The organism is Streptomyces sp. WAC 04229 (assembly GCF_003947455.1).
In the GTDB taxonomy this organism is placed as follows: domain Bacteria; phylum Actinomycetota; class Actinomycetes; order Streptomycetales; family Streptomycetaceae; genus Streptomyces.
This window is the reverse complement of record NZ_QHJH01000442.1, coordinates 1-405: the sequence shown is the minus strand read 5'-3', so window position 1 is coordinate 405 and position 405 is coordinate 1. Positions and strand designations below refer to the sequence as shown.

Below are 405 nucleotides of genomic sequence, written 5' to 3'. Positions count from 1 at the left end.
TGTCGCCGACATGGCGGGCTCCCATCTCCAGGACGAGGAACTCGGTGCCCAGGCCGGCGCGGAGCATGGTGAGCGGCACACCGAACTCGTTGTTGAGCGAGCCGGCCGTGGCAACCGTCGGCGCGGTGTGCGAGAACACCGCCGCCAGGAGGTCCTTGGTGCTGGTCTTGCCCTGCGAGCCGGTCACCGAGACGACGGTCAGGTCCTTGCGCAGCCGGGACACGGCATGGGCGGCGAGCCGCTGCAGCGCGGCCCGGGGATCGTCCACGACGACGGTAGGCAGCGGCGTGGGCCTCGAGCCGAGCACGGCCACCACCCCGGCCCGGCCGGCCTGCCCGGCATAGTCGTGGCCGTCGGCCCGCTGACCGGCCACGGCGACGAACAGACCGCCCGGCCCGCCCTGCC

Annotated in this window: 1 protein-coding gene; it reads right to left on the bottom strand. The window is 74.1% G+C overall.

Translation table 11 applies throughout. The annotated features are described in order from the left end of the window. On the bottom strand, nt 1–405 hold a 405-nt coding region (locus DMH12_RS38775), incomplete at both ends, for a Mur ligase family protein (protein WP_260474515.1).